General features: G+C 56.7%; 18 protein-coding genes. 11 read left to right on the plus strand and 7 right to left on the minus strand.

The genetic code is table 11. The features are described 5' to 3' along the window. Positions 1–81 precede the first annotated feature (81 nt). Genes LOM8899_RS07025 through LOM8899_RS07040 form a run of 4 tightly spaced genes read right to left on the minus strand, consistent with a single transcriptional unit; the run spans position 82 to position 4,211 of the window. Entirely contained in the window at positions 82–1,023 is a 942-nt protein-coding gene (locus LOM8899_RS07025) for a hypothetical protein (RefSeq protein WP_093991504.1), read from the minus strand. Continuing rightward, a complete protein-coding gene (locus LOM8899_RS07030; protein WP_093991505.1) occupies positions 1,016–1,969 on the minus strand; it encodes a PP2C family protein-serine/threonine phosphatase in 954 nt (317 codons plus the stop codon). The genes LOM8899_RS07025 and LOM8899_RS07030 overlap by 8 nt, the downstream gene beginning before the upstream one ends. Further along, the gene (locus LOM8899_RS07035) at positions 1,962–2,786 is read right to left on the minus strand and encodes an FHA domain-containing protein (RefSeq protein WP_093991506.1); all 825 of its coding nucleotides are present in this window, start codon (positions 2,784–2,786) and stop codon (positions 1,962–1,964) included. Before LOM8899_RS07035 ends, LOM8899_RS07030 begins: the two co-directional genes overlap by 8 nt. A 27-nt stretch (positions 2,787–2,813) precedes the next feature. Then, the gene (locus LOM8899_RS07040; protein WP_093991507.1) at positions 2,814–4,211 is read right to left on the minus strand and encodes a serine/threonine-protein kinase; all 1,398 of its coding nucleotides are present in this window, start codon (positions 4,209–4,211) and stop codon (positions 2,814–2,816) included. Positions 4,212–4,638: 427 nt separating this feature from the next. Here LOM8899_RS07040 and LOM8899_RS07045 point away from each other — a divergent pair, with 427 nt between their 5' ends. The 4 genes from LOM8899_RS07045 (at position 4,639) to LOM8899_RS07060 (ending at position 8,963) form a co-directional block, all read left to right on the plus strand. Continuing rightward, positions 4,639–5,562, plus strand: coding sequence for an NADP-dependent oxidoreductase (locus tag LOM8899_RS07045; protein WP_093991508.1), 924 nt, complete (start codon positions 4,639–4,641; stop codon positions 5,560–5,562). A gap of 270 nt (positions 5,563–5,832) precedes the next feature. Next, the gene (locus LOM8899_RS07050; RefSeq protein WP_093991509.1) at positions 5,833–6,120 is read left to right on the plus strand and encodes an SH3 domain-containing protein; all 288 of its coding nucleotides are present in this window, start codon (positions 5,833–5,835) and stop codon (positions 6,118–6,120) included. A gap of 172 nt (positions 6,121–6,292) precedes the next feature. Continuing rightward, entirely contained in the window at positions 6,293–7,093 is an 801-nt protein-coding gene (locus LOM8899_RS07055; RefSeq protein ID WP_093991510.1) for an enoyl-CoA hydratase, read from the plus strand. A 214-nt stretch (positions 7,094–7,307) separates the two neighbouring features. Next, on the plus strand, positions 7,308–8,963 hold the full coding sequence (locus LOM8899_RS07060) for a Na/Pi cotransporter family protein (protein ID WP_093991511.1): 1,656 nt from the start codon (positions 7,308–7,310) through the stop codon (positions 8,961–8,963). Between the two features lie 123 nt (positions 8,964–9,086). On the opposite strand, the gene LOM8899_RS07065 is transcribed toward LOM8899_RS07060, so the two are convergent. After that, a complete protein-coding gene (locus LOM8899_RS07065) occupies positions 9,087–11,021 on the minus strand; it encodes a DUF5054 domain-containing protein (RefSeq protein WP_093991512.1) in 1,935 nt (644 codons plus the stop codon). Positions 11,022–11,905: 884 nt separating this feature from the next. Between LOM8899_RS07065 and LOM8899_RS07070 the strand changes: the two genes are divergently transcribed. The 7 genes from LOM8899_RS07070 to LOM8899_RS07100 all read left to right on the plus strand — a co-directional run bounded on the left by LOM8899_RS07070 (position 11,906) and on the right by LOM8899_RS07100 (position 19,666). Continuing rightward, the gene (locus LOM8899_RS07070) at positions 11,906–13,252 is read left to right on the plus strand and encodes an ABC transporter substrate-binding protein (RefSeq protein ID WP_093991513.1); all 1,347 of its coding nucleotides are present in this window, start codon (positions 11,906–11,908) and stop codon (positions 13,250–13,252) included. A 64-nt stretch (positions 13,253–13,316) separates the two neighbouring features. Further along, a complete protein-coding gene (locus LOM8899_RS07075) occupies positions 13,317–14,612 on the plus strand; it encodes a carbohydrate ABC transporter permease (protein ID WP_093991514.1) in 1,296 nt (431 codons plus the stop codon). Then, the gene (locus tag LOM8899_RS07080; protein ID WP_093991515.1) at positions 14,609–15,436 is read left to right on the plus strand and encodes a carbohydrate ABC transporter permease; all 828 of its coding nucleotides are present in this window, start codon (positions 14,609–14,611) and stop codon (positions 15,434–15,436) included. The genes LOM8899_RS07075 and LOM8899_RS07080 overlap by 4 nt, the downstream gene beginning before the upstream one ends. Beyond that, positions 15,436–16,479, plus strand: a complete 1,044-nt coding sequence (locus LOM8899_RS07085; RefSeq protein WP_093991516.1) for an ABC transporter ATP-binding protein — start codon at positions 15,436–15,438, stop codon at positions 16,477–16,479. The genes LOM8899_RS07080 and LOM8899_RS07085 overlap by 1 nt, the downstream gene beginning before the upstream one ends. After that, on the plus strand, positions 16,476–17,894 hold the full coding sequence (locus tag LOM8899_RS07090; RefSeq protein ID WP_093991517.1) for a glycerophosphodiester phosphodiesterase: 1,419 nt from the start codon (positions 16,476–16,478) through the stop codon (positions 17,892–17,894). The genes LOM8899_RS07085 and LOM8899_RS07090 overlap by 4 nt, the downstream gene beginning before the upstream one ends. Continuing rightward, positions 17,887–18,906, plus strand: coding sequence for a LacI family DNA-binding transcriptional regulator (locus LOM8899_RS07095; protein WP_168770492.1), 1,020 nt, complete (start codon positions 17,887–17,889; stop codon positions 18,904–18,906). Before LOM8899_RS07090 ends, LOM8899_RS07095 begins: the two co-directional genes overlap by 8 nt. Continuing rightward, positions 18,896–19,666, plus strand: coding sequence for an inositol monophosphatase family protein (locus tag LOM8899_RS07100; RefSeq protein ID WP_093991519.1), 771 nt, complete (start codon positions 18,896–18,898; stop codon positions 19,664–19,666). The genes LOM8899_RS07095 and LOM8899_RS07100 overlap by 11 nt, the downstream gene beginning before the upstream one ends. Positions 19,667–19,727: 61 nt before the next feature. Here LOM8899_RS07100 and LOM8899_RS07105 read toward each other — a convergent pair whose 3' ends face one another. Together LOM8899_RS07105 and LOM8899_RS07110 are read right to left on the minus strand one after the other, a co-directional pair. Beyond that, positions 19,728–20,894: a cation:proton antiporter gene (locus LOM8899_RS07105; protein WP_093991520.1), complete on the minus strand. Its 1,167-nt coding sequence runs from the start codon at positions 20,892–20,894 to the stop codon at positions 19,728–19,730. A gap of 44 nt (positions 20,895–20,938) precedes the next feature. Then, a complete protein-coding gene (locus LOM8899_RS07110; RefSeq protein WP_245820467.1) occupies positions 20,939–22,117 on the minus strand; it encodes a cytochrome c3 family protein in 1,179 nt (392 codons plus the stop codon). Between the last annotated feature and the right edge of the window lie 85 nt (positions 22,118–22,202).

The raw sequence follows: 22,202 nt of genomic DNA on the forward strand, positions 1-22,202 counted from the left end.
GAGCAACTGCGCGCGCGGATCGGTAGGTTCAACTTCTCGGCATGCATGAATTTCGTTGAGATTCGATGTATGTGCACATGTTTATGCGGCAACGCGAACGCTGAGATCATTGCGCAGCTGCAATAAAACCGTCACCGCGTCGGTCGCGGCGTTCATGTCGTTCTCTAGTGACATGAGCGTGATGTGATCCACGGCGGCATACGCCGCGTCGCAAATTGCGTCGTGGTCAGGATGTTCCGAGGAAGCTGTTGAAATCACGTCCGCAAGGTCTTCAGAAGCGCGAGAACACAGTTTCAAGACGTCGTCAATGATGCTGTCCGAATTGTGCTCGGATAGGCGCAAAAGCTCAGACGCGTGCTCATCAAGATGTTGCAATGCGGTCTCGAACGCGAGCTTGTCAGAGCGCGATACACCGGATTCCATGGTCGGTTGAGTCGTTGGGGTGGGCTCGAGCTTCGCCGTCCCTCTCTGGTCTGCTTGTTTCTGGGCGTTCTTGTGGAGAAATAATTGGGCACTGTCCGACGCAGCTTGCAAACCACTCCTCGTGAGCTGAGCAATATCCCGCATCAAGTCATTAATCGGGCCGGACATTCTGTCGTCTGACACGACATGAAAACCAAGAAATTCCTCTGCGCTAATGTCACTAAGCGCTGCTAATCTCTCTGGGCTAGGCGCAGAGGCAACCAGAAAGCTGTGGTCCTTCAAGGAAATTGGTGCGGACTCCCATTCCCGAAGTTCGCTCTCCTCAAACGATCGCGTACACCACAGCGCGATGTCAGCTACTGACATATCGTCGCCAATTCTTACCTTCGCGAGATCAAGCCCAAACTTGCAAATAGAATCGAAGTTGGAGGTGATAGCAGATGCCGTGCGTCGATCTGGACCCAGAATCGCAATATATACCGGACTAGTCAGCCGTTGCAGCAGCCGCTCGCCCGCGTTCCGATCACGAGCAGATAGACCTTGGACTTTCAGCAGCGTAGAAAGTTCGCTGATCGTCTGGTCAGAATGCTCATTAGCCATTGCTTGAGCTTCCTCCAATCAATTTGGTGCGTTTCAGGGCATTCCGTGCAAGGTCCAGAACAGTATCGCGATGGCCGAATGGCCAACTGACATCCCGCGCGGACCGAATGCCGTTGCGCCTCTGGAAATGAAGCGACTGGCGGGCATCCTCCGAAGCACGGGCCTGGACGAGTGAGATTGAGACGTTATCCAGATCCGGATCGTTCAGACTTTCGAGTTTTGACATCAGGGCTTCCACAATGGCGGCACTGGATGCCATAGGCCGATCCACCAATACCTGCGTGATTTCCTCCTTCGAGAGGTATTGCAGACCGTCGCTCGCGACGATGATCGTATCCCCGGCCTTGAGGCGGAAGGGAAGGGTGGGGCAGTCGATATGAGCGACTTCGTCTTGCCCGGCCAATACCGAGGTAAGAACATTGCGCTCCGGATGTTTGGCGCCTTCTTCAATCGTGAGGACGCCCGATTGCACCAGTAGATCGATATGTGGACCAAGTGAGTGATCCTCATTGATCTGCTGCAATATATTGTTTCTGAACAAATAGAGGGGGGAATCTCCTACAGAGATCCAGTGCAGTTGGTCCCGAACTACGACGCAGGCGACGAGTGTCGAACCCATCCCAATTGTTTCGGGGTGCGCCGATGTATGTTGGTTGAGACGGCTATTCGCACAACCGACCATGCTCTGAAGGATATGCGGTATCCCCGTTGGGTCCTCCGCGATCTTCGTGCGCTGAAACGTCATCTCGCGAAAGACTTCGGTAACCACGATTTTGCTGGCCACGTCTCCCGCGGCATGCCCCCCCATCCCATCAGCCAGGATCGCAAAGCAAATATCGGCGCCATTCGAGAAATCCCCGATGACCGCATCCTGCTGATATTCCCGCCCTCCCTGGCCGATTGCCGAGGCATGATCGAATTTCAGGGTGATCTTTGCATCATGCATCACTCGAGCTGCCCCACTGAAATCCCTCTCCGCACAAAGCCACAAAACGGAGCGTCGTTTGTCCGATCCGAAGGCAGTCGCCGTGAAACATCTCCTCGGTGCTCAGCACCGGACGACCGTTGAGTTTTATGATGTTGGATTTGCCGCCATGGCCGATATAGAACTTGTTGTCCTCGGCATCATAAGCCAGCGCCGCGTGATTTTTCCGTGAGATCGTTTGATCGCCGAAATCCAACCGAATGGTTTGATCTTCGCCGCGACCGATCATGGCAACACCGTTGAATACTGGGAAGTGCCGTCCCACACCGGGGCCGTCAGTAATTGCGATCCAACCCGTCGGCTTGAGGCCACCATCGGAATTCGCGCTTTGTTCGGCCTTTTCAATCGGGTCGGATGACAGCTCGTTGCCGGAGTCGAAGCCAAGCAGTCGTGTCCGTGCCCGACCTGATCGTTTCGGGGGCACCGTCATTGGCATTGGCTCAACGTTCGGACCATCTGGATCTGAGGGCTCAGGAGCTGGCAATGCGATATTCGGTTTCGTTCGCCGCAGCATCTGCTCATGAATTTCCGCTGCTCTGGCCGCGAGGTCCTCGTCGGCCGCGGCATGCGGCTCTTCGCCGCCTAATTCCATAACGGCGCCGGTCGGGCGTCGTTGCACCAATTCCTGCATTGGAGACTTGCCGTGTGTTTTGAATTCAGGCGGGGACTTCGGGGGAGCGGGCGGCAAATCGTGATCTACCTTCAACGGTTGAGACGTGCGAAGCTCCTTACCTTGTTCTTCCAAGTGGTTACTAAAGACACGACGAAACATGGTCATGAGGCGTTCCTTCCGAGGACCTTGCGGCTAAAGTTGAATTGTCAGTCGATCGACTGTCCGATCCGTCCAATCGCGACCGCGATCAATAAACTCGCCGATGTCCGGCGACGCGATCAGGTCAAAGTTAGACGGCGGGTTTTCGAGTATGGCGAAGACCACTGCGCAGATCATCACGAGCACGCTGCTACGCCGGACAAGTCGTTGTGCGCGCCGCTTCCTTTGGCGAATTGCGTCTCGCTTTTTCAGGCGATCAAGCCACAAAACTGGCTCGATTGAGGTCGCCGGCGGGGCAGCTGTGACGGCCACATCAACCGGTGGCAGGTATTCTAGGACCTTACTGACCGGTTGCGGTTTCTCGATAGGTTCGACCAGCGTGTCATCGTGAATGGTTTCACGATCCCTCTCGAGGCCTTGTTCGACCTCGCCAACGAGATTGGCAACCACTTGCACGAGGCTGGCGTCAATCGAGGCTTTCCGATTACGGCCGACTGAGGACACGTTGTTGTCAATCAACTCCAGCCACTCTGTCGCGGATTGCAGCCGATCTTGCGGAAAGACATTCATGGTTTTGTCAATGGCGCGCAGAAATGCCCTGGTGTACCCCTCGATTCTTCCTTCCAAAGGGATATAGGGATCTGGGCGTTTCGACGCCAAAGCGGCAAGCCGGTTTTGGCTATTTGGGGGAGGTTCACCTGAAATCAAATGGAAGAAGGTCGCAGCGAGAGAATATAGATCACTCCATGGTCCTTGCTTGCTGCCGGAAATATAGAACTCCTGTGGAGAATATCCGTCTTTCACAACCAACATCGCCGAAATTGCGCGGCTTTTCTTGCTGGCATGTTCACGAGCAGCGCCGAAATCAATAAGAACCGGGTTTCCCCATTGATCCAGAAGAATATTGTCGGGCGAAATATCGCGGTGCAGCATATCGACGGCGTGAACGGTCGAAACGGCCGTCAGCAATTTGCGCAATATCGCCTCGACCACCTCTGGAGTAAGGCTGTCACGGCTTTCTTCGACAACGCAGAGCAAGTCTTTCCCTTCGATCAGGTCCAAGGCCATATAGGCCGTCTCGTTGTCTTCAAAGACCTGATGCACCCCTACGATGTTGGGATTGTTCAGCTTTGCGATGCTTCTGGCTTCTCGCACGAACATTTGGACCAAAGACTGAAACTCGCTCACCCCCACACTTGACCGGGCAAGCACTGTCTTGGCTTTCCGACGACAGAGCGCTTCGGGATAGCATTCCTTGATGACAACCTTGCGGTCGAGGCTGTCCCTGGCGTGGTAAGTGATGCCAAAACCACCGCTGCTCAGATACCGATCAATGACGTATTGGCCATTCAGCAACGCGGTTCCCGGCGGAAGTGCATCGCTACTATCGTCCTGCGATACTGTCGGCTTCCAGTCGTCTGCGGGATTCATTAGTCTGGCCTGACTTTTGCTGGTGCGGGTTACGTGATTTCTAGACCTTGCAGAAAGCTGCCAAACTGTGTTCGGAATGGGGCGATGAATCGCTGTGGTTTTGGATATTTCGCCAGCTTAGTTTCGAGTTTTAGACGACTGCTTTTAGATCAATATTTTTGAATTATTCGGATGCGCCAGGGGACAAGATTGACCTGATCACTATCATTTCTCATGAGCGAATTTGGTGAATGTACGTAAACCATAGTCTGCAAATCCCAATGGCTGACAAAAGCGGTTTCTGTTGCTGCATTTGATGCCGTCGGGCACGCCATGCTTTCCGCTCCGTCATGTGTCTGCAGGGGTCGAAACGCCATAGGGAACACCTAGCTCCGGTGGGAGTTACAACTCTGCTCTGTCTCTACGTACTGATCAAAAGGAAACAACCATGAAAGCCGCCGTCTTCGACACATATGCCGGCCCAGTTGAAATAGCGGACGTGCCGCCACCGGTCCTCGAACCGGATGCAGTATTGATCGACGTCCATGCAGCGAGCATCAACCCGATCGACAACATCGTCCGCGCAGGACATCTCAAGGATATGATTTCGCTGACGTTTCCACACGTCTTGGGCTATGATGTCAGTGGCGTCATCACTGCCGTAGGGGATGAAGTTTCTGGTTTCGATGTCGGTGACGAAGTCTTCGCGCGGGTTCATCAGGAAGATGCAGGCACATTGGCTGAGGTCGCACGTGTGAAGGCGTCTGCATTGGCGCAAAAGCCCTCCGTGATCAGCCATCTCGAAGCCGCGACAATTCCGCTGACGGGGCTGACCGCATGGCAGGCGCTGGTCGAGAAGGCGGGTCTGCAAGCCGGTCAGAAAGTGCTCATTCATGCCGGTTCGGGCGGGGTTGGAACGCTCGCCATCCAGATCGCAAAGAGTCTTGGTGCATTTGTCGCAACGACCGTCAGCGCGCGAAACGCCGAGTTGGTCTCATCACTTGGTGCAGACCTCGTGATTGACTACAAGAGCGAAGACTTCACCCAGATCGCGACGGACTATGATGTAGTTGTCGACATGCTGGGAGGAGAGGTCATGCAGGACTCCTTCAAGGTCCTCAATAAGGGAGGCCACCTTGTGTCGATCAAGGGACAGGACACGGAAGGGTTGGCTGATGAATACGGTGTATCCTTCAATAGCTTCTTCATGGAGCCAAACGGTTCTCAGTTGGCTCACTTGGCCGAGATGATCGAACAGGGATCGCTCAAGCCGGTTATCGACAGCACCTTTTCATTGCAGGATGCTGCTCGGGCCTATGACAAGCTGGCTGACGGGCATACCGTGGGCAAGATAGGCATTACGGTCAAATAAGACTGACCGCTTTCACCGGTCATGACGCTGCGCTCGTCCAGTAAGGGCGAGCGCAGAGAATTAACGAAAATTTCCTCTTGAGATCAAGTGATTGCACGCCACGACATCATGGCTGGACCAACTCACTACGGTCTGACTTCCTACCAACTACCGCTCATGACAGGTGGACAGCACCCCTCCGCATGACGCGCCGACGCCTCGTATGTTTATTTCCGGACTATGAACGCTTTGGCTCTCGGTCTAGTGAAAGAAAAACAATGAGGTGAGATCATGTGGCGCAGCTTTGTTCAACTTTCTTTGACCGCTTTGCTCGTGTCTGGTTGCGGCCAGAGCGGGTCTGGCCCGGTTGTCGTTCAAGGTACTGGAGATGAAGAATTCCTGAATCTGCGTGCTGGTCCGGGCCTCGGGTACAGCGTCGTCTTGGGGCTGCCAGAAGGAACAACGCTTAATCGTCGCGATTGTATTACTGAGTTGGGGCAGTTGTGGTGTGAAGTATCGCTTACCAACGCACCGCGCTTGAGCGGTTATGTGGCGGCAGACTATTTGTCGGCCCCATAGGTGGTATACCCAATGCTCCGCCGAGGGCCGGGTCATTGGGGTTCCTCCAGGCGTCGATGGTGCCTACTCTCCAGAGGCCCAATGAGGCATTCCGTTGCCGCCGATTTGCTCGTAAGCTCGAAAGCGAAGTAAGAGCAATCGCGCATCTCCCTGCTTGTGAGGCTCATAATTGATGAACAGTAGCGATGTTCTCCTCCGTGACCTAACCGACGACGGCGTATTGCGTCTGACGTTGAACGATGTGGGGCGTCGGAACGCATTGTCCGAGGCGATGTTGAAAGAACTGTCACGAGCGGTTGCGACAGCGGCGTCAGATCCAATCATACGTGTTGTCGTTCTGGCCGCGAATGGCCCAGCTTTTTGCGCGGGCCACGATCTCAAGGAACTAACGGCGGGGCGGGCAGCGGGCGACCGTGGTCGCGCCTATTTCGCCAAGATCATGGATCAGTGTTCCTGCGTCATGAAAGCGATCGTCACCTGTCCGAAGCCGGTCATCGCCGAGGTGGGCGGCGTCGCCACGGCTGCCGGGTGCCAATTGGTTGCCAGCTGTGATCTGGCTGTTGCGACTGAAAGCGCTCGGTTCAGCACACCGGGTGTCCATATCGGGCTCTTTTGTTCGACGCCCATGGTGGCGCTCTCGCGAAATGTCGCCGCAAAGCACGCCATGGAGATGCTTCTGACCGGTGAAATGATCTCGGCCAGCCGTGCAGCTGAAATCGGACTGATCAATCGCGCCGTGGCGGCAGATGAACTCCAAGAGGCGACAATGACCCTTGCACGAAAGATCGCGTCAAAATCCAGTTCTACTTTGGCGATCGGCAAGAGCGCATTCTACGCGCAACGCGAAATGGCGCTTTCCGAAGCCTACGACTTCGCCTCGAAAGTCATGGTGAACAATATGCTGACGAAAGATGCCGAGGAAGGCATTGGCGCGTTCGTAGAAAAACGAGAGCCGACCTGGAAGGACGGCTAGGAGGGCGTCCAAGGCTTGAAATACACCTGAGAACTGGCACCGATCCTGACGTAAAACATTAAGGCCAGCGTCGTTTGACTTGCTTGCAGAGTTTCCAAGAGGTGTTGACGGGATAAGCTACAATCTACTGGCTTTCATACAGTTTTCATTGCGCTGCTTTAAGAAAGCTGATCGTTTCTGCTTAATTTCAGCGTTGTCACAGTGAGCCCATCCCGTGGATGAACCACATCTCCTCGAATTTCTGATCAGTATCGCCGGTTCGGCGGCGCTACTCATTTGGGCGGTCCGATTGGTGCGAACTGGCGTAGAGCGGGGCTTCGCCGCGCCGTTACGGATTTGGCTGCGCCATTCGTCCAGGAACAAGCTGCTTGCTGCGAGCACAGGCATGGTGACTGCGGTCTTTCTGCAGAGCTCGACCGCCGTCGCGGTCTTGGTGTCGAACTTCGTCGCGAAGCGTGGACTGGCCACGGGCACAGGTCTTGCGATCCTGTTGGGCGCTGATGTGGGTTCTGCGGTCGTGACGCAGCTCTTGGTGGTGCGGCAGCCAATATTGATCCCTCTGTTGCTGCTTGTCGGCGTCTCGGCATTTCTCCGGGGCGAGGCAAGCGGCACGCGACAGTTGGGTCGGATCATGATCGGACTGGCCCTCATCTTCGTTTCGCTGGACATGATCCGCGCCGCCACCGGGCCAATGGTGGCCAATCCTGCAACGCAGATCGCCATGGGCTACCTCGGGCGGGATCTCGTGACAGCCTTTGTCATTGGGGCCGGGTTCGCTTGGGTCGTGCATTCCAGCGTCGCGGCGGTGCTGTTGTTTGTCACCCTGGCGGGACAGGGTGTTCTGCCGCCAACGGCCGCGGCCGCCATGATCATGGGCGCGAATCTCGGCGGGGCCTTCATTGCCTATGTACTCACGCATTCCTCGCCGCTCGAGTCGCGCCGAATGGTCGTCGCCAATCTCGCTCTGCGCGGGGGCGGGGCAATATTGGCAACCATCCTGATTGCCTTCGCGCCCGACCTCCTGAGTGAATTGGGGTCCACGCCTGCTCGACAAGCCATCAATCTCCATTTGGCCTTCAATCTGACGCTGGCATTGCTGGCTCTTCCGGTGGTCGGACCGATTGCATTTGCTATAACCCGCATCATGGCCGAGAAAGTCATGCCCGAAATCCAACAGGAGGTCGTCTCGGCGCTCGATCCAGCTGCATTGGACCGGCCACAGCGAGGATTGGACTGTGCGGCGCGCGAGTTGCTTGGAATGGGGCAGAAAATCGAGCTCATGCTGGTCTCGGTGGAGCCACTGTACGACCAATGGAATGCCGCCACGGCAAAGGCAATCATCGAGCAGGATCAAACCATCAAGCAGAAGCATCTCGAGGTGAAGTTATATCTCGCAAAACTCGGCAAGTCGGGGCTTGATGAAGAGCTTAGTCGCCGATCGTTGGAGCTTGCCTCGATCTCCGCGAGCCTCGATTCCGCGTCGGACGCTATCGCAAGGATCATGCTTGATCTGGCAAAACGGCTGGACGCACAGAAACTGAAATTTTCCAAGCGTGGGCGGGAAGAGATCAATGATTTCTCAGACCGCGTGCACAGCAACGTCCAGTTGGCGTTGAATGTGATGATGAATCAAAATCCGGCCGAGGCGCGAGAGCTTGTCGCAGCCAAGGACAAGGTCCGCCAAGTCGAGCAAAAGCTGCAGCGCAACCATATCGGCAGGCTACGAGAGGGTCTCGCCGAAAGCATCGATACCAGCAATATTCACCAAGAAACCCTGCGTGCGCTTAAGCAGATCAACACTGCCTTCTCAATGGTCGGCTATCCGATCTTGGCGAAGTCCGGCGATCTCTTGGAGAGCCGGCTGGTTTGACAGAGCATCGGATTGCGGCACCGGCGCAACCGGCAACTTCGCGTAGGGTGAGGAAAGTGATCCGTCGCAAGCAGGTCGAGCAATCTACTGGTCAACAATCATTTTGAGAACTCATTGCTTCCGTCAGGCCCGATGCCCGAAGCTCAATTTGAAGCGAAAAGCGAAATCGCCCTCGGTCCACATTGAAAAATTTGTGCCCCATTTGTTGTTGAACAAGACAAAGCGCCCACCTTTTTCGGGCTCCGGCAAAACGGTGGTGTGGTTGAGAAACGGTTGCGACGATAGGCCGAACAGCGCAGCATCGGCCGTCTCAAGTCGGAGCGGTCCCGCGGCATTCGCGACCTCGATCGCCTGCACCGCGTGGAGTTGTCGGTTGCCATGTGGCGGAACGTTCAGTGGATCAAGGCGCAAAGCCATTTTCTCTACCTTCAGACTGTCGTCCCCAATCTTTGGTTCAAAATGGCAGAACCCGGCTTCTGGCTGGCGGTTCGCAGATTTGCCGATCAGATGGAGCGTTAGGTGAAGGGCGTCCTGCTGGGCCTCATAATCCCAGATCACTTGACGTGGTGCGCCGAAATCGCGAACAGCGTCACTTGGCATTTCGGCCGCTATCAGGGCACGGTTCTTCTCCACGAAAGCAGTTGTCCGAGTCGGCTGAAAAGTGTCCGAGCGCTGCGTCTTGGCGTTGGAAAGCCCCGGCTTTGTGTGGTCAAGAATGGCCCAATGGTAGCGATGGGTCAGATAGGAGCCAAGGTAGCTCTCGACTTTATCGGCAGAGTAGGCTCGCTGGGAATAGGCAAAAATTCCAGCCCCGTCGTCTCTTGCCTCCAAGAGCAGTTTCCCATCCCGTCGTAGCGACAATAGTGCACCGGTTGACGTATCAAACTGCGCCTCAAACGCCCCAATTTGGAGCGGTTCGCTAAGCGGGGTGATGGTACCGCTGACGGTTGGCACATTCGGAATGTCGTCCACCAGAGCCACGTCGGTGTGATCGAGTAGAGCGAGCGCCTCATCGATGAAAACATCCTGCTCACGCCAAGCCCCTTCGACAATGGCGAACCTCGGATCTCGGCTGCGAGCCGCTTCGAAATCAGCGCGGTCCCATGCTTTGTCGTCTCGCAGATAGGTTTTGATGTCGACACCCCAAGTGTGTTCGGCCACTTCCAATAGCTTGCGTCCAAACGCTCGGCGTTTTGGCGTCAGAGCATCTGAAAACCCGTCAAACGCTCTCTGACAGGCCAAGAACCGAGATAGGCGTCGTGGCGCCGAGCCAATTCCATGAATCCATGTGTCGCCGATCTCTTGGGTGACAACGGGTAACTTGTCGCGATGTGCGCGAAGATCGTTCCAGTAGTCGTCAAGGGTAGAGGCGCGGATGTAGTCGTGCGGGTTGTCCTCAACCATTCGATCCCATGTTTCGACAACTTGTCCGACGTTCTGTGGGCCCATGTTGTCCACCGTGTGCGCAAACGCGATGGCGGCGGTCGTTCCATCGGCACAGAACGTCTCGCCGTAAGAGCTCTGGTACAAGACCACGATTTCGGCGCCATTGGGTGCTTGCCAGCGAAACAACGATGGCAATTCCGGCACGGGTGAGGCCGCATTCACGCCAAGATGCAGGAACTCTACTCCGTGATCTGCCATGACTTCGACCGCACCGATCGTGTGGCCCGGCACATCCGTCATCTTGGCGGCGCGCGTGGTGCGACCAAACCGCTGGTCCAGCTCATATGAGATCGACAATGCTTCCGCCAGGAGCGGGCGCGACATCAATTCGGTATGCGTTGTAAAGGGCAGGGCGTGCCAGGCTATGATACCGCTCTCAATCGCCCGTTCCAAGCGCCTCACCTTTTCCGCCGGCTGAGTGTTGAGGTGATCCCATATCAGCCAACTGCCGGTTGACCACCGAAATGCGGGTTCATCCGGGTCTTCCTTGAGGAAATGTTCGCCGGTATCGAGCGCCATAGGGATATAGTGCTCATGATACTGCCGGCGTACGCTACTGGCATAGCCGGTAAAACCGAGATCGAGATGGGTCTTGAAGACGAGGTGTATCATGTTCGTTCCGAAGTTGGTTCTTCTGGCAAATGCTCAGGGAAAGTATTGATGGGGGTCGGAGTGGCCCATTGAGCCATGGATCAGCCGCCCGGTCGATGACGCGGCCGTCTAGGCGCTCTCCATTCGTCCCGCCATTCAATTTGCCCCCCAATAAGTGCTCAGGTGTGAAGAGTTGCTGGCAAACGGTCCAAAAGCCAACCCAAGATTCTGCCGGCAATGGATCCAAGGAAGGCCGCGTCCCAACTTGCGGCGCCAATTTGGTGAAACGCTGTTCCAAGTCAAAGCTGCCGGATTTCGCGGACGACGGACAGTGAAATTAAGTCGGCGTCCTTGGGCGACTCAGGTACCAATGATCCTCGTTTGATTCGTTCGATCGGCACCTGTTGGCGCGTCGCGCAGCGGCGTTCTGATCAAAACGCCTGCGCCGAACACAACTCAATTTCCTGTCAATAGAATTTTTTGGACGTTAGCAAACAGCATCCGAGTGATCGGTGGACGAGGTTGGTGAGGATTGATCGCTTTTTGGGCGGTTTGCGAACTTGGGCAGGCGGGCGGGAGAATTCCAACAACTCGGAGTGATGGGCGCCCATCCGCATGAAAAAAAAGGGGAAGAAGCGTCCTCAACATTCGCTTGTCACGCTATTTTTCAGACCAAGCATCCCAATCAAGAGACAGCCAGCCCGGCATTCACTTCCCGCTTCAGACGGGCGTCGATCTACCCGTCATCTGTCAAGAAACTCTTACATTGGCAGCCTAACAGGAGGGGCGTTCGATGGTCGGGAAAGAGGTTCGAAGGAATCATATTCCCAGATCAAAAATAATCTGCGAACGTCGCTGCACACGTGTGCAGTGTCACGCGAACATGGATTTTGGGAGGATAGAAAATGGCCAACCTTACACGTACGACCGCTTTAATCGGGGCACTTGCCGGACTTGCAACGACCGCGATGGCCGAAGATGTGACGATTACCGTCTGGGCAGGCGGATCGAACGACAGTGACAGCTATCGCATCGAGGCAATCGAGATCGCGGCCGACATCCTCGAGCGCGAAGCCGCGATCATGGGCGATGAGCTGAACATCACCGTCGAGGGGCGTCGCGACTTCACTGGTTGGGATGAATTCAAGCAGGGCATCACGCTTGGCGCCGAGGCCGGGACCGCGCCAAGCATCGTTGTCACGTCTCACCTTGATATCGCTCCTTGGAGCCAGGCAGGCTACATCGTTCCGGTCGAAGACTACGTCGATCTGGATTCATGGCCACTGAACAACATTTATCCAAACCTGATGGAAATCGCGTCCTATGCGGGCACCCAATGGGGTATCCCACAAGACGCCGAGTCGCGTCCCTTCTTCTTCTGGCGCGAGACGCTCGAGGCGATCGGCTATAGCGAAGACCAGATCGACGCTCTGCCGGATATGGTCGCGTCTGGGGAGTATACGCTCCAGAATGTTCTCGAGGATGCCACCAAAGCCGTCGAGATGGGCGTCGTCGAAGAAGGCTACGGGTTCTATCCACGCGTCTCCAACGGTCCTGACTATGCTCAGTTCTACCAGTCATTCGGGGGCGTCCTGATGGACCCAGACACCGGCAAGCTCGTGCTGGACAAGACTGCGATGACGGAATTCTATCAATTCTTCGTCGACGCCGTTGCTGCCGGAGTGACCCGTCAGAACCATATCGGAACCGACTGGAACCAGTGGTATACCGAAGTGGCAAATGGCCGGGCCGCGTTCTGGCACGGCGGAACTTGGCATTTCGGCCGCTATGCCACAGAAGGCAACGACGATTTCTGGGGCACGATCCAGTTCTCGCTGATCCCCGCCGGCAACGACGCCGGACGGGCAAACACGATCACCCATCCCTTGGTTTACCTTGTCATGGACCAGGAAGATGACCGTGTGGAAGAGATCGCAGCACAATTGATTGCCATTGCGTCCGAGCCTCGCCTCAACTCCTTGCATGCAATCCAGTCCAATCACTTGGCTGTGGCTCAGGCACAAAGCGATATCGACCTCTATCGCGGCGACCGTTGGGCCTCCGAGGCGACCGAGGTGCTTTTGGCTTCGGCGACATCCCAACCAAACCACCTTCAATACGGGGCCTTCTCCGAAGCGATGTTCCGTGGGCTTGAGGCGGCATGGAGCGGTGTTCAGACGCCCGAAGAAGCCGTTGCCGAAGTCGAAGCGCAAATGCGCGCCACTCTTGGCGACGATCTCATCGTTCGTTGATCAACCAGAAGGGCAGGGTGCGTTCCTTCGCGCCCTGCCAACCTAATTCAAGGACATTCCACTCATGACGTCCCGAATGCTGGGTATTGGTTTTCTGACGCCTGCCATCATTTCCGTCGCTATCTTCTTCCTTCTTCCGGTTCTTCTGACTGTGGTATTCGCTTTTACGAATATGTCGACGTCGACCGGGATCATGGGAGGGGATTATCAGATCAACTCGGAACAATTGCGAAGCGTTTCGGAGATCGGCATCAGCGAAGAGTCCGTTGAGCTTCTCGAGAATGCGGGTTTTCAGATCACCGAAGCAGGTTTGACCGCTCTGGCCGAACAGTTCGGCGATGAGACTGCCGAAGAGCTGCGCGAAGATTACCTTGGCGAGACATTTACTGCCCGCCGGGATCTCGAACGCGTCTTGAGAAATCTGGACGAACCCATTCGTCAAACGCGCGACAGGAAAACGGCAGCGGATCTGTTTGCGGTCACGATCATTGGCGAACGGTTCGATACCGAATCCCAGTTCCGGGCGGCTCTCGAAAAGACCGGTGTCGATCCGGTAGATCACGACACATTGACGGAATTCGCCTATACCGGCTGGACGTGGACGACGGACAACTTCAGCTTGCTGCTGGAGCTTCCATCAACACTTCGTTTTGCGGCCAACAGCGCGTTCTATGTCGTCTGCACGCTCACGTTCAACATTGTGTTCGGGCTGTTCCTGGCGCTTTCGACATTCTATCTGCCGTCAAAGACGGCGAACACGTTCCGAGCAATCTGGTTCCTGCCACGTATCTTGCCGCCCGTGCTGTATGTGCTCATGTGGAACTGGTTCACATGGGACAACGGCTTCATCGCGACCGTGACCGGTTGGTTCGGCGTGCCTCCTCAGAACTGGATGATGCAGACTACCACGCGGGCTTGGACGGTCGTAATCCTTATCAACGGATTTGTCGGCGCCTCGCTGGGTATGATCCTGTTTTCGTCGGCGATCAAAGCTATCCCGACATCGATGCTTTATGCGTCAGAAGTGGACGGCGCCAATCGCTGGCAGCAGGTCCGCTACATCATCTTGCCGCAGATGCGCTGGCCGATTCTGTTCATGACGTCGTATCAGACGCTTAGCCTTCTGACTTCATTCGAATACATCCTTCTTGCCACCGACGGCGGGCCTGGCCGGTCGACCGAAGTCTGGGCGCTGGCTGCCTATCATACGGCGCTGAACAATTATGGCGGAAACCTGCAGTATGGACTTGGATCGGCCTACGCGCTGGTGCTGGTGTTCATCGGGATCGCACTCTCGGCACTCTATCTGAGGTTCTTCAACTTCAAGGAATTGCTGGCAAAGCCGAGGATCGAGCAATGACGGCGAATTCTCGTATCTGGCATCTGGTCCTCATTCTGGCGATCTTCTCGGCGCCTCTTGTGATTATGTATGTCTATCAGGTGATCGACAGCATCGCTCAGCCCGACCCCGGCTCTCTGGTGCCCGGCGCCATCGATCTGTCAAACTGGCGCTTTCTCTGGGAGCGGATTGACACCGGCCGCCCATCGATCTGGGTCGTCACGTTCAACACCTTCCTTTTCGCCAGCACGACCGCATTCCTCGTAACGTCGCTGTCTGCTACGGCAGGCTATGCCCTGTCGCGGTTAAATATGCCGGGTCGGCCCTATTTCCTTGGCGGCTTGATCATCTTGCACGCTTTTCCGACGATCACCCTGATCATCGCGATTTTCATCATCCTGCAGTTTCTTGGCCTGTTCGATACGCTGCTAGGGATCATCCTCGTGAAGGCGGCGCTCGAATTGCCGTTCGGAGTGTGGATCCTCAAAGGGTTCTACGACACCGTGCCGTGGGAGATCGAGATGGCGGGCGTTCAGGACGGAGCAAGTCGGCTTCGGGTCTGGTGGGAGCTGGTGCTGCCGCAGGTCAAGCCGGGGCTCTTCGCGCTGTTGATCATCTCGTTCCTGTCCGGATGGTCCGAATTCGTCTTGCCGCTGGTCTTGGCTCCAGGATCTAGCACCCAAGTCTTGGCCACATTCATGAACGCGGTCATCCAAGACGACGCAACCGCCGATTTCGGCCTCTTCAAGGCAATCGGCATGTTCTACTCAATTCCAGTTATCGTCATCTATCTGGTCTTCCAGAAGCAGCTGATGAACATCTACGGCGGAGGCACCAAAGGCTGATGGAACTCAGGCTTGAAAAATTCACCAAACGCTTTGGCGACACCACAGTCATCAAGGACATGGATCTGACGGTCGGAAGCGGCGAGATGATCGCGCTTCTCGGACCATCGGGCTGCGGCAAATCAACGACGCTGTTCGCGGTCTGCGGCATTCACAAGATGAACGGGGGGACGCTCCATTTTGGCGACCGCGACGTGACAACCGTGCCGGCGCAGGAACGATCAGTTGGGGTCGTGTTTCAAAACTACGCTCTTTATCCGCATATGACGGTAGAGCAGAACATCGGCTTTCCTCTCAAGATCCAGAAGCTCGGAAAAGCCGCGATCAGAAAAGAGGTCGAGCGGTTGTCCGAACTGGTTCAGATCGGGGAACTGCTCGACCGTCGACCGGCGCAGCTGTCGGGCGGCCAACAACAACGGGTTGCTTTGGCGCGCGCGATGATCCGCAAACCCGACGTTCTCTTGCTCGATGAACCTCTGGCAAACCTCGACGCCAAGCTGCGGCTCGAGATGCGCTCCGAAATTCGTCGCATTCAGCGAGAAACGGGTATCACGGCGATCCTCGTCACTCACGATCAAGTCGAGGCGATGTCGATGTGCGACCGCATCGCTCTGATGAAGGACGGAAAGATCGTGCAGTTGGATACTCCGGAACAGATGTACAGCAATCCCCGTTCCCAATTCGTCGCTGGATTTCTGGGCAATCCACCGATCTCGTTTCTTCCGGCAACGGCTGGCGCAGAAGTGGTTCTGGCCAATGGTCAATCCATCGCGCGGCCCCGTGACCTTCAGGCTTCCGGTGATCTGATCCTCGGCATTCGACCGGAGCATTTCGGCCCGCAACACGGAGAAGGCTTGCAAGGCGAGGTGATCTTTGTCGAGCCACAGGGCCGCGAAGAGTTGATTGACGTCCGGCTCGACGGAGGCGGCGATATCCGATCGATCCTCTCGGCAGGCGCTCCGATCCGTCAGGGCGATCGCGTCAATTGGGGCGTGGCGACAGACAGCATTCTGGCGTTTGCGCCAAACGGAGTCAGGGTATGACGGCAACCACGATACCGGTGCGCCCCTATTCAATCGCGCATCGGGGGGCATCGGCCTACGCGCCCGCCAACACTCTGGCCGCCTTTCGCAAGGCCGCTGAATTGGGTGCAGACATGTGGGAAGTTGATATCCGCGCCTCGTCTGACGGGGTCTCCATCGTTCACCATGACGCGATGCTGGAAACTGGCGAGGCATTGAATGCGATGACTCGCGACGCATTGCGCGCTGCGATGCCCGACGTCCCGGATTTGAGCGAGGTCGTTGCGCTCGCGGCGCAACTCGGCGCCGGTATCTATGCCGATATCAAGGATGTGGAAGCGGCGCTGCCGACCCTGCATCTCTTGCAGGACGCCAAGATCTCGCCGGTAATCATCGGCGCCTTCAACCCCGAGATCGTCCAAATCCTCAAGGATGCGGGAAGCACCTATCCCATTGCGGGCCTTGTCCCAATCGGGGCGGATCCGCATAGCCACGCTGCAGACGCCGACGTCATTCACTTGTGCTGGGAGCATCTGCCCGCGCCGCAAGACACTCTCACGAAGGAATTCTTCGGCCGTGCGTTCGCGGACGGCAAACAGGTGGTTCTGTGGCACGAAGAAGATCCGGCTCGAATGGCTGCCATTCGCACAAAGCCGGTCACCGGTATCTGCTCGGACATGCCGGAATTGGTTAATCCACTTCGACGACCATCCAGCTACCCTTTTGGCGTCGTATGTCACCGAGGGGCCAATTCTATCGCACCAGAAAACACGCTTCCTGCCTTGGAATGTGCATTGGCGGCCGGCTTCGATGTCATCGAGGTGGATCTTCACATCACGTCGGACAGCCAGATTGCGGTCATTCACGACCCGATGTTGGACCGCACTACCAATGGCACCGGACCTGTCACCCAGCATACGATGGCCGAGTTGCGGTCGCTGGATGCCGGAAGCTGGTTCGATCCGTTCTTTAAGGATACGACCATACCGACGCTTGAGGAGATCCTCGATCTGATCAAGCGCTACGATGGCCGCGCCTATCTGGAGTTCAAGTCCGCGCCGCCAGAGCCCGTTCTGGAGCAGGTCAAGCGAGCCGGCATGCTCGATCGCGTGTTCTTCTGGTCGTTCAACCGAGATTTTCTTGTCACATTGCGGCAACTGAGCGCCGATGCGCTCATCATGGCTCGCCGCGAGGATTATCCCTCGCTCGCCGAGACGATTGCGGATTACGACGCGAATATGGTCGAGTTCACGCCGCACGCAGATGCCGCCGACATCGCGTCACTTCGCGGCAGCGCGGTGAGGTCGATGGTGGCATATATGGGCAAAGACCCGGAGGTCTTCGATCACATCATCCGTTTGCGGCCGGACCAGTTCAATCTCAATCAGCCTTTTGCCTTCGTCAGACATGCCAATGCGCGAGTCCTTGATGGCTAACTCCTCCATTCGCAATCCGACGTCATTCGATGTCGCGCGCTTGGCGGGTGTCTCTCGATCCGCTGTATCCCGGGTGTTCACCCCGGGCGGCACCGTATCGGAGGAGACGCGAGAGAAGGTCACGAAAGCGGCTTCCGAGCTGGGGTATCGCGTAAACTCCTTGGCTCGCGGGTTGCAACAGAGGCACTCGGGCATTGTCGGATTGGTGGCCTCTCGGCTTGATACACCGCTACGTTCGCGGCAAGTAAGGCAACTCAGCGAGGCGTTGATCCGCGAAGGATTCAAGCCCATGCTCATCACGGCGGAAAAGCCGGACGACGTCAGCACGCTGATCGAGTCGCTCTTGGGGTATCGCGTCGCAGGGATGATCCTGACGTCTGATAGCCCGACACGTGCCCTGATCGAAGACTGCAAGAGGCAGGGGCTTCCGGTCGTATTGGTGAACCGGGCCGGGGTCTCGAACTGGGGCGATCGTGTGGTTGCCGACAACGAGACGGGTGGCCGTCTCGCGGCACAACTGCTGATAGACAGCGGTGCGCAGAGACTGGGATGTCTTCTGCCGCGGCGCGGGACCTACTCGGTGTCGGGGCGCTGCGATGCATTCCTGGCAACAGCCGAACGACTCGGGATTGCGGTGAAAGTAATTCATGCCGAGGATCAGAGCTACGCCGATGCCCGTGCCGGGATCGTTGACGCCGGGCGCGACGCGCTTGGGCACGTAGACGGGCTCTTCTGCGCAACCGACCTGATGGCAATCGGTGCGTTGGACGCATTGAGATTGGATCTGGGGATGTCGATACCAGACGAGATCCAGGTCCTCGGCTTCGACGATATCGAACAGGCCAGTTGGGCCTCCTACAATCTCTCCACCATTCGTCAGGATATCAAACATCAGTCAGAGATCGTGGTGCGGCTTCTGATCGAACGCATTGCCGATGGCACGCTTGCCAGCCGGGTAGAGCAACAACCTCTGAGCCCCGTATTGCGAGGAACAACCCGACATGTTGGATAAACGACTAGAGGCCGCTCTGGAAATGGCCAAGGAAGCGGGCGCTCTGGCGCAACGGATGCGCGCGAACCCGGGCGAACTGCAGGCAGAGATCAAAGGGCCGATGGATTTGGTCACCGCCGCCGATGTTGCCGTAGAGACATTGCTTCGTGACCGCATACTAACCTTTGAACCCGACGTTGCCATTCTGGGCGAAGAAGACGGTCTGGAAGGTGTCGGGCGGCGCATCTGGATCATTGATCCCATTGATGGCACGGTCAATTTCTCGCGCGGTATGCCGGACTGGGCCATCTCGATCGCCTTCTCCGACGGCGTAGCGATCACACATGGCGTCATATACGCACCCGATCTCGGGTTGACGGCGACGGCAATTCGCGGGCAGGGCTGCTATCTGAATGGTCAGAGGGTACTGTTCGACGAGACGCCCTCGGATACCCCGATTGTCGCGTTAGGATATTCCGCACGGCGCCCAATCGCGGGCTATTTGGGCCGCATCGAGCGTTTGATCGACCATGGCATCGAGCATCGACGCCACGGCGCGGCAACGATCTGCCTGCTTGGCGTTCTCGGGCGTTGGTTCGATGCGTTCTATGAGCCTGCCTTGAACATCTGGGATGCGGCGGCCGGCTTGTTGATGATCGAAGAGGCAGGAGGACATGTATCGCATGACCCATTGCCCGACTTTCTGACCAAGCCATCCGATGTATTGGCGCGCAACAGGTTAGACCTGAAACTCGGGTCAATCCTTGCCGGCGACGATTAGTTCTCGCGTTAAAATCCTGTCCCGCGACAGTGCAGACCGTTCATGCTGTTCGGACGAATGACTAGGAGGACTTATCAGCCTTTTGGGTCCGTTTGATCGCAAATAATGTCGCGGGTGGCCCAATGAGCTCGAAAATAACGGTTGCCGCGATCGCCAACGTCATGATCGTGGCACCCCAATGCGGTATTGTTTCAGCCGCGACCAGTGCCATGCCTACGGCAACGCCGGCTTGCGGCAACAGAGCGATGCCATAGAGATGCGCCTCGCTCTTCGGGACCCGGCCAATTCTCGCGCCAACTTCGCTGCTGATGAGGCGCGCCGCTATTCTGAGGCCCACAAGAACAAGTGTGACCCAGCCCAATGACCATAGCGCATCAAGCTCCAGCGATGCACCTGCGAGCAGGAAGAACAGCAACATGAATGGTTGCTCGACCCGTTCGATCTCGTTGAAGGCGTAGTCGTGGTGCTTCGCAAGATTGGCGATCAGCGAACCAGCCGTCATGCCGGCAATGAGAAATGACACTTCAAGCCAAAGTGCCAGCCCCGCCGTCAGGAAAACGATACCGAAGGCTTCGATTTGAAGCGGTTCACCCGGCTTCATCCGCCCCGTCAGATAAGCCGACGGAGCACCCATCGCGATGCCGAGCAAAACAGCGCCACCGATGTCATGTCCGGCGCTTAGGAGGGGACCGGACCAAGCGCCCGATGTGTGGACGAGCGCGAGACAGACGCTGAAAACGATAAGGCCGAAGACGTCGTCGATGGCGACAATTCCGCTGATGGTTTCGGTAAAGCCGTTCCGGACGCCCGATTGCTGAATAACATCGGCAATCGCTGCCGGTGCGGTCGCAGACGCAATTGCACCCAATAGAAGCGCGAGACCCGGATCGAGCCCGATCGCAGATAGGCCTGCCCACACCAAAAGCGTCGTGCCAATGACAATCGACAGCGAAATAGAGAAAATGGCCCGGCCGTGCTGCGTCAGGTTTTCCTTTGTCAGCTCCGCTCCCAGCAAGAAGGCGACCATGGTCAACGCGACGACAGAAACGATCTCGAACCACTCGATCGAGGCGGCAGGCAAAAGGCCGAGGCCTGAATGCCCCACGGCAAGGCCGAATAAAAGCAGCATCGTGACCCTCGGCAAACGTGTCTTTCGGCCGAAGTAGTCCGCCACCAATCCGCCCAGAAGCATGATGCCCAGGGTCAGCAGCACAGATGCCTGATCCATTCAGTCGGTCCTCTTCTCTGCAAAGTCGGCGGCGACGAGGCTGGCTAACGGAGCAGGTTCAAATCATCCATATCGATTGCCAGTGGACCGCTCAGATCTTCGATGGAATCGTAGAGCAGCTCCAGCGCATAATGCGGATTGTGGGCATAATTGCCCGGATCCGCAGTCACGAGCTTCCAGTTAAAGGCGCTGCGCAGGCTTCTGGGGGTCCAATCCGCATAGGCCACCGGCCGACCGTCCGAGGTATCGACGACCCCATCGTTGTTGGCATCCGCAAAGAAATATGGATAGCGAGCGCCATCATAAATGACAGGTATCCCAACGACCTCGTCGGTATAATCCTCGATCATGGAGAGCAGCATCGCGGCGTTGGCATCGATGTCCGACTTGATCCCGACCGACGTGTTCCCGCTGCCGTCGTAACTTTGTCTGGCGATCCTGATATCTTGAGGACTATCGGCCTGATGGCAGGTCAGACAGGGCTCGAACTCGATCTCAAGCGTGTGCGGCTCGTGGCACGAATTGCAGCTGGCCACCGGCCGGGCATGAAAAAACCGGCCAGAATACTCGCGGTCAGGCAAATGGTATCCTGCCGCCCCGTATCCACCAAGCCATGTCGCGGCGGCGGTCGCGTAATGCGGATTGATAAAGCGAAGCGATGGGTCGGGCGTATCCACATCTAGGTCGGCGATTGCATTGACGACGTCGACACCGGCGCTTCGACCTTGGTGGCAGGTCAGACAGGACGCTTCGACCCCCTGAACCGGGTGAACGACTCCGCTGGGAAAGGTAACCTCGCGAACCTCAGCGAGGCCTGCGTTATGGCAGGTTCCGCAATCGACAACCCCTCCGACGTTGATTGTGCCGTCGATGACACCGGCCTCGGTGCCGTCAAGGCCGTGGAAATCTCTAAACCCTTCGCCCGAATGGCACGTGGCACAGGAGGCTTGGATCTCGCCCTCATCATCCCAATGACTGAACGCTTCCGCGGCGGCATTTGCGTGCGACGATCGAAACCAGTCGGTGATCGCCTGATTGTTCTCGATGCCTATTTCCGCGGGCGTGAAGGGGCCGGACTGCGGCAAGGCAAAGGGGATTGTCCCATCGTCGCCTGTCTCTTCGGTGCTGGTGCTTTGTCCCAAGCTCGTGCTGGCGACGAAAGTGGCTGACAATCCGATGGCCAAGCCAATCGAAAGGACCGTTGAAAGGGTTGGAGTTCGCAATTCGGCCTCCTTCAGAAAATGAAAGTTCTCTGTTCTTCAAAAAGAACATAATTGTGATACGGTTTCACTAGTTTTCTTTCGACGC

The organism is Flavimaricola marinus, assembly GCF_900184895.1.
GTDB classification, from domain to species: Bacteria; Pseudomonadota; Alphaproteobacteria; order Rhodobacterales; family Rhodobacteraceae; genus Flavimaricola; species Flavimaricola marinus.